This window comes from Lentzea pudingi, assembly GCF_014646255.1.
Taxonomy (GTDB): Bacteria; Actinomycetota; Actinomycetes; order Mycobacteriales; family Pseudonocardiaceae; genus Lentzea; species Lentzea pudingi.
The window spans coordinates 1-940 of sequence record NZ_BMNC01000049.1; the positions used below are offsets into that span (position 1 = coordinate 1).

Consider the following 940-nt stretch of genomic DNA (forward strand, 5'->3'; position numbering starts at 1 on the left):
GGTCAGGAGCTTAGCCATGCGCTCGGCTGGGGTGTCCCAGCCGAGGGTTTCGCGTGGGCGGCCGTTGAGCTGGATGGCGACGGCGTCGAGGTGTTGACGGCTGTGGACTGACAGGTCGGTGCTTTTGGGGAAGTATTGGCGTAGCAGGCCGTTGGTGTTCTCGTTGCTGCCGCGTTGCCAGGGTGAGTGCGGGTCGCAGAAGTAGACCGGGATGTCGGTGGCGACGGTGAACCCGGTGTGGCCCGACATTTCGGCGCCCTGGTCCCAGGTCAGCGACCGCCAGAGGTGGGCGGGCAGGGCTTGGACGGTCTCGATCAGCGCGTCGCGGACGACGTCCGCGGTGCGGCCGACCGGTAGGTGCACGAGCAGGACGTAGCGGGTGGTGCGTTCGACCAGGGTGCCGATGGCGGACTTCTTGTCCTTGCCGATGATCAGATCGCCTTCCCAGTGCCCGGGGATCGCGCGGTCGTCGGCTTCGGCGGGGCGTTCGCTGATCATGACCATCGGCGTGGCCATCCGCGGGACACGCTGCTGGGCCTGGCGGCGGGGGCGGCGCATCGCCCGGCCGGTGCGCAGCGCGGCGGTGAGCTCACGGCGTAGTTCACCGCGTCCCTGGACGTAGAGGGCCTGGTAGATCGTCTCGTGGACCACGTGCAGCTCCGGCCGGTCGGGGAAGTCGCGGCGCAAGCGTTTCACGATCTGCTTCGGGCTCCAGCGCAAGTCCAGACCGTCCTGGACGGCCTCGCGCAGCACCGGGTTCGCGGCGAGTTTGCCGGTCTTCGGCCGCGGCCGGCGGGCCTGGGCCCGCCGCTGGGCGGCGTGAGGCCGGTAGTCGCCGGTGCGTTCATGGGCGTTGCGGCGCAGTTCCCGGCTGATCGTCGAGCAATCCCGGCCCAGCTCCGCGGCGATCTGCCGCATCGAGACGCCCGCCCGGCGGCGG

General features: G+C 70.5%; 1 protein-coding gene. It reads right to left on the reverse strand.

Going from position 1 to position 940, the window contains the following annotated elements; translation table 11 throughout:
* A partial coding sequence (locus tag IEY88_RS43895; RefSeq protein ID WP_189160808.1) for an IS30 family transposase occupies positions 1–940 on the reverse strand: 940 nt, incomplete at both ends.